The 5,926-nt window shown below is 32.7% G+C and carries 6 protein-coding genes; 3 read left to right on the forward strand and 3 right to left on the reverse strand.

Annotation, left to right across the window (positions count from 1 at the left end):
• Positions 1-391: 391 nt before the first annotated feature.
• Together ACWVCY_RS09085 and ACWVCY_RS09090 are read right to left on the reverse strand one after the other, a co-directional pair.
• A complete protein-coding gene (locus ACWVCY_RS09085; RefSeq protein WP_455142249.1) occupies positions 392-1,366 on the reverse strand; it encodes a PLP-dependent cysteine synthase family protein in 975 nt (324 codons plus the stop codon).
• Positions 1,367-1,666: 300 nt separating this feature from the next.
• Positions 1,667-2,110: a hypothetical protein gene (locus ACWVCY_RS09090; protein ID WP_455142251.1), complete on the reverse strand. Its 444-nt coding sequence runs from the start codon at positions 2,108-2,110 to the stop codon at positions 1,667-1,669.
• 489 nt (positions 2,111-2,599) lie between these two features.
• Between ACWVCY_RS09090 and ACWVCY_RS09095 the strand changes: the two genes are divergently transcribed.
• Positions 2,600-2,803 carry a hypothetical protein gene (locus tag ACWVCY_RS09095; protein ID WP_455142253.1) on the forward strand — a complete coding sequence of 68 codons (204 nt, stop codon included), beginning with the start codon at positions 2,600-2,602 and terminating at the stop codon, positions 2,801-2,803.
• Positions 2,804-2,821: 18 nt separating this feature from the next.
• Here ACWVCY_RS09095 and ACWVCY_RS09100 read toward each other — a convergent pair whose 3' ends face one another.
• Positions 2,822-3,730, reverse strand: coding sequence for a lysophospholipid acyltransferase family protein (locus ACWVCY_RS09100; RefSeq protein WP_455142254.1), 909 nt, complete (start codon positions 3,728-3,730; stop codon positions 2,822-2,824).
• 173 nt (positions 3,731-3,903) lie between these two features.
• Between ACWVCY_RS09100 and ACWVCY_RS09105 the strand changes: the two genes are divergently transcribed.
• Positions 3,904-4,731: an alpha/beta hydrolase gene (locus tag ACWVCY_RS09105; RefSeq protein WP_455142256.1), complete on the forward strand. Its 828-nt coding sequence runs from the start codon at positions 3,904-3,906 to the stop codon at positions 4,729-4,731.
• A 197-nt stretch (positions 4,732-4,928) separates the two neighbouring features.
• A complete protein-coding gene (locus ACWVCY_RS09110; protein WP_455142258.1) occupies positions 4,929-5,669 on the forward strand; it encodes an HAD family hydrolase in 741 nt (246 codons plus the stop codon).
• Positions 5,670-5,926 lie beyond the last annotated feature (257 nt).

The raw sequence follows: 5,926 nt of genomic DNA on the forward strand, positions 1-5,926 counted from the left end.
AGAACTCAAAAGGTTTCGAGAAGAAGCAACAGTCTTAGAAATAAAAGAAAAAAACAGGAAGTACGAATTTATATTAGTGTTTGTTCGAAATTAGGAGGAAATCGTACAAAACGCTGATCTTGTAAAAAGTTTAGTCGAAAATGGTGTTCTTTGGTTTGCTTATCCTAAAAAATCATCAAAAAAATATAAATCAGATATTTCACGAGATGAAGGATGGAAACCATTAAAGAATCAACTATTTGAAGGTGTAAGACTAATAGCGATCGATACAGACTGGTTTGCATTAAGGTTTAGGCATATTAACGGCATAAAGTCGTTTTCTAAGGAGTAAAAAAAACATCATCAGATTAAAAGAGGGAATTAGATACTGAAATAATAATTTCAAATGGTTTTAAAGCCATAAATCTGTTGATAAATACTTCAATCCACTATCAGGTAATAAGACAATAATTGTTTTATCTCTTAACTTATTTTTTAGTAAATCAATTGCTGTAGCAACATTTGCCCCTGAAGAGAAACCAGCAAAAATTCCTTCTTCCTGTGCTAATCTTCTAGTCATATTAATTACTTCCTCATCAGAGACTTGAAGAAAACCATCAGGGACTATATTTTCTAGATACTTCAGCTCAGCCATGTTATATCCTCCTCCTTGAATTTTATGGTCAATATTAGTAATTTTTTTCCCAGCTAGAACCGCCACACTCGTAGGTTCTACTATATAACATTGTATTTTTGCATTATATTCCTTTAATGCTTTGTATATTCCAGAAAAACTCCCTCCTGACCCCACAAAATCACAGAAAGCATCAATATTACCATTGGACTGTTTAATTATTTCTTTTCCTGTATGCAAATAATGAGCTCGCCAATTTCCATCTAGTTTGAATTGATCTGCTCTAAATGCATTATATTCTTTTGTAAGTCTTTGTGTCTCCTTTTCCACCAATGCTAATGAATCACCTGAAACTTGTCCTGAAATTGCTCCTGGAGCTTGATCTACTAATATTACCTTAACCCCAAAGGCTCTCATCATTCTGGCCCGTTCTTCTGTGTTTCCTTTACTCATAACAGCTATGAATGGATATCCTTTGATTGCACAGACTATAGCAAGACCAGTACCTGTATTTCCACTTGTAAGTTCAATTATTGTTTGACCAGGTTTTAGAATCCCAGCATTTTCAGCTTCTTCAATCATTTGTAATCCAATTCTATCTTTTTTTGAATATCCTGGGTTTAAAAATTCCAATTTAGCCAAAATACGACCAGAAGCCCCTTCTGTATTCCTAACCAATCTTTTTAAATCTACTAATGGTGTATTCCCAATTACATCCAATATAGAATTACAAGTTCTTCTAGAGAAATCCATAAACAACCTTTCCTTTATTTGATTAATTTAGAAATATAACAAATAGCCATTAGATAATCTTGGAGAATTGAGTTCAATGTTCTCTTTAACCTCAAGAGATTTTTTAAAATAACTCGGGTAATAGCCTTTATACCTGAATCAAAAGAATCCGACAAAAACCTTGATGGAACAAAATTCTTTTTCATTCATTATTCAGTAAATTCTAGCTATATAACGAATTTGGTAAATAGAAAAAAATAATTAAAAGGAAAAGTGGAAACTGCAGAATCTAATTCTGTAATCATTCAGTTTGTAAAACATCTAATCAGTTCCGTATTCACCAACAATAAAAGTAGCATGATACGAAGTCTTTGGAATAATCTCGGTTGAGATAGGATATGGCTTTAGCTCCTTAAACTTTGCATAATATTCCATAAAGGAAGCTTTATGTGAATTACTTGAATTTAAAATAAAATTTCCTAGATCCTGACCATTAAATTCTATATTAATCATTAATGAAACTGTTCCTTCCCATATACAGATTACATCACTAGGACATCTTGAATCTTCTAATACATCAAGAAATTTTAGTTTAATTCCATGATCCTTTATAACTACTGAGTCTCCAACGTAAAGAGAAAATTCGGTGCCGATTTCACCAAAATTATCAGCTACTGATTGTTGCAACATAAAATAAGCAATCGAGGTTACACTGATAATAGTAAATAAAGAAATGAAGATAAATAACATTCGTTTTGAACTCAATTCAAATTTCTCCTAAATAAGAAGAATGGTTTTTTATCTTAAAATACTACTGATTAGAACACATGTTCTATAACGCGGAACATCCTCAGAATATCTAATATCATTTATTGGATAGTAAACGAACTATGCTTCGGTTTGAAAAAAAGGTGATTTAAGAATAGCTTTACTATTTTTTTGATAATAATCATACTACATTTCTGAAAATAATCCATTATCTGACTATTAAAAAGAGATATTGGCCGAACCTTTCAGATAATCTATGAGAAATATACATTCACACCCCCTCATCTCACAGAGTAAAGAAAAGAAGGAGATTGCTTTGTTAAAAAAAGATATAACTTTTAACTAAAAAAATACCAAATTATTATTGAATATGAAGAATTAACTAAATATGGAAATACAATTATACAGGAAATAAATGGATTTTTCAAATCTCAGCTGAAGAGCAAGCTTTTATTCGGAAAGATAGGATAGAGGTGTTGTTATTTATTGAAAGTGGATGATTTATTAAAAGATCTGAAAGGTAAGAAAAAATTGCGTGAGATAAAATTCAATGCTTTGAGAGAAACTGATCGGGCTGAATTATGGTATTATATGGGGCAGTTGACTATTCTCGACTATGTAATCAAATACTTGGAAGGGGAAACTTTCCCAAAGAAGACAACAATAATGGTAAACAATGATATATCATAGAAAGAAACCACTTTTTTTTCAATCTAATTTTTCCAACAATTCTGAGCTAATAATTTGCTGAAGCTCCCAGGGAGGAACTCGGATGAGTTTAAAAAGCAATTTATTAAAAGCATCTGTTTTATTTGAGGGAATAGTAATTTTATCGACCGTTGTCCCTAAAATATGTTCAAGAATTGTAAAAAAGGATTTCTCTTGGATAATCATCTGATCTCTGATTCTAACCATAATTTCATCAGTGATTTCTCTAGCTGTGGAGAAAAAAACAGGATCAGTATCGTTCCAACCATTTTTACGAACATATTTATGCCAATAAATAGGTGGACCAAATGAAACAGAAATATATGAGTTAAATGTTGGAATTATTTTACCCCGCGATAATGCTTCAGCTGCCCCATGAATATAAGTGGGGATGACTGGGACTCTTCCATTAAGGGCTAAAACAAGTCGACCAACTCCAGTTTTTCCTTCTTTGATCAGATTGAAATAATCATGATAGGGAGTTCCAACAATCCGTTTCCCCTGGGGAGCGATAATAATACCTATCCCCTGCTTCAATAATTTAGCAGCATAGTTTAATGCTAATTCAGGCTTTTTAGGATAAATGGGAAAAGCACCAACATGAGGAGCTAGACGAAAAAACCAATTCTCTTGCATGATATTTCCAGCACCCATTAGAGCAATACGAGTTCTGGGTCCACGGGGAACTACAACAGCACTGGCCGCGATAAAACCATCAAGATGGCTTCGATGGTTAATACAAAAAATAATTGGGGTTCCTTCGGGAAACCTATTTAAATAATGTCGATTATGAACCTCCAATTTAAAAAATATACTCAGAAAACGTGGAATAACAGCAACAGGAAAAAAAGTGTAAAAGGCTCTATGGATAAAAGACCATTGAGCCATTGTTGTTTCTGGGACTTGCATAGGTGTTCACTAAGGGATTTATACAATGAATTACAAAAAAATCTTTAATCTTTTACGTATATTGCTAGATATAATCCTTTGTAATAACTAGAGAGTTATTTTAGTTTTGTGGTTCATGAGTAAAAGAGAAATAACAAGAACTGTTTTAGGAGAAATCAAGGAGATCTAATTTAATGCAGCACGAAGAACGTCATATTGCTAGTTCAGATAATTTAAAACTTTTTTTACAAGTTTGGAAACCAAAAGAGGAACCAAAAGGTATTATTCAGATTATTCACGGACTTGGAGAACATTCAAACCGATACATCAACGTTATAGAGACCCTTATTCCAGCAGGTTACGCTATATATGCTTCTGATTTAAGAGGACATGGGAAAAGTGAAGGTCCAACAATGTTTGTAAATGAATTTGATGATTATAGAAAAGATCAGCAACTTATCAGCAAAATAATTCAGGAAGACTACCCAAGAAAGCCAAAGTTTTTGCTTGGACATTCATTAGGAAGTACGATAGCTGTTCTACTTGATAATTTAAATTCCTTTAATGGTTTGATACTTTCCGCATCTGGAATGAAGGCAGGTGGATCTGTACCAAGTATTCTTGTCAAATTATCAGCTATACTGGCGAAAATAATTCCTAAGCTGAAAGTAAGTACTTCAATAAAAGGAGAAGATCTATCAAGAGACACTGTAGTAGCACAAGGTTATATGGAAGATCCACTAGTTTATAAATCAGCTACCGTTCGATTAGGCAACGAGTTCTTCAAAGCATTAGAAAAAACACATTCCGTTTTAGAAAGGATCAAAATACCATGTTTAGTAATATCAGGAGAAAATGACACTCTTATGTTGGGAGCTAGTGAAGTTTACGAGAAGATCGGGTCACAAGATAAATCCCTGAAAATAATAAAAGAGGCACGACATGAAGTATTTAATGAAATCGAACCCTCTAAATCTGAGGCCCTTTCTGAGCTTCAAATGTTTCTAGACAAACATTTATAGATGTCAAATCTCCATTAATCCTACTTCTGAAGTCTATTATCAGCAACTTGGGCAATTCCCCTCATAAATTTTTATAACATTGTAATTCAATAATCTTTTCAACAATAACATCCATAATATTACCCTTATCAATAATTAATCCAGACTCCCATCTTTGATCAGAAAAAAAGCATATATGAGCGTAAAAAGTGGTATAAATGAAAAAAATAAATTTACAATCAGCTAGCTTAATTTTAATTGATGATGGAGGAGTCATGAACGATAATAATGCACGAAGTCATCAATGGAAGGAATTAATTGCAGATTATTTTATTCCAATTTATGGGGGATCGAGATCGAGATGGAAAGAAGCAAATCAGTATGCTTTGAATAATTTATTAAGTAGATATAATAAGACCATCACGGAAAACCCTCTGGTTGATTTCAATAGCTATTGGAAACTGGAAATGACTCATTGGATAAAAGATATGTTTAGAATAGTAAATATTGACCTTCCATCGGAGAAAAAACTCTTTACATTAGCTAAAAATGCTGGAGAATGGATTACTCCACGAGTAAGGGCAGCTTATCCAGGAGTAGTTAAAACTATAGAAACCTTATCTGATAAAGGATTTCAATTATGCACTGCTTCTGGAGAAGTATCATGGGAACTTAATGGTTATTTAACAGGAATGATGATTGTAGAGTTTTTCACAAAGTTATATGGACCAGATTTAATTAACACAGCAAAAGCAAGTACCTCTTTTTTCAATAAAATTTTACAAGAAAGGACTGTAAACCCAAAGAATGCGATTCTTATTGATGATTCCCTTTGGCAGCTTGAATTAGCTTCAAGCGTGGGAATAAGAACTATTCATGTCTTAAATGACAAGTCATGCAATTCAACTAATTGTGATGTTCACATTAATAGCTTACAGGAATTAATAAACCTAATTTGACTGGGAAGTCAACTAGCTCTAATACAGAACCCATAATAAATTTAACCAGTGGCTTCTTGTTAGCTTTTACACTGGTTGCATTAAAAATACTCACTTGGAAAAAACGGCAAAAAAACACTAAAAATTAGTGATTATCTCAATCTAATACAAAATCAGGGGGAAGGAGAGCTGTAAAAAATCCTTTCTTGGAGAGACAAATAAGATCAACCTGCAAAGAATAAGGAAAGAATTTGAAAAAAAAACGCTGACCAGTAAGA

This window comes from Candidatus Hodarchaeum mangrovi (assembly GCF_975850365.1).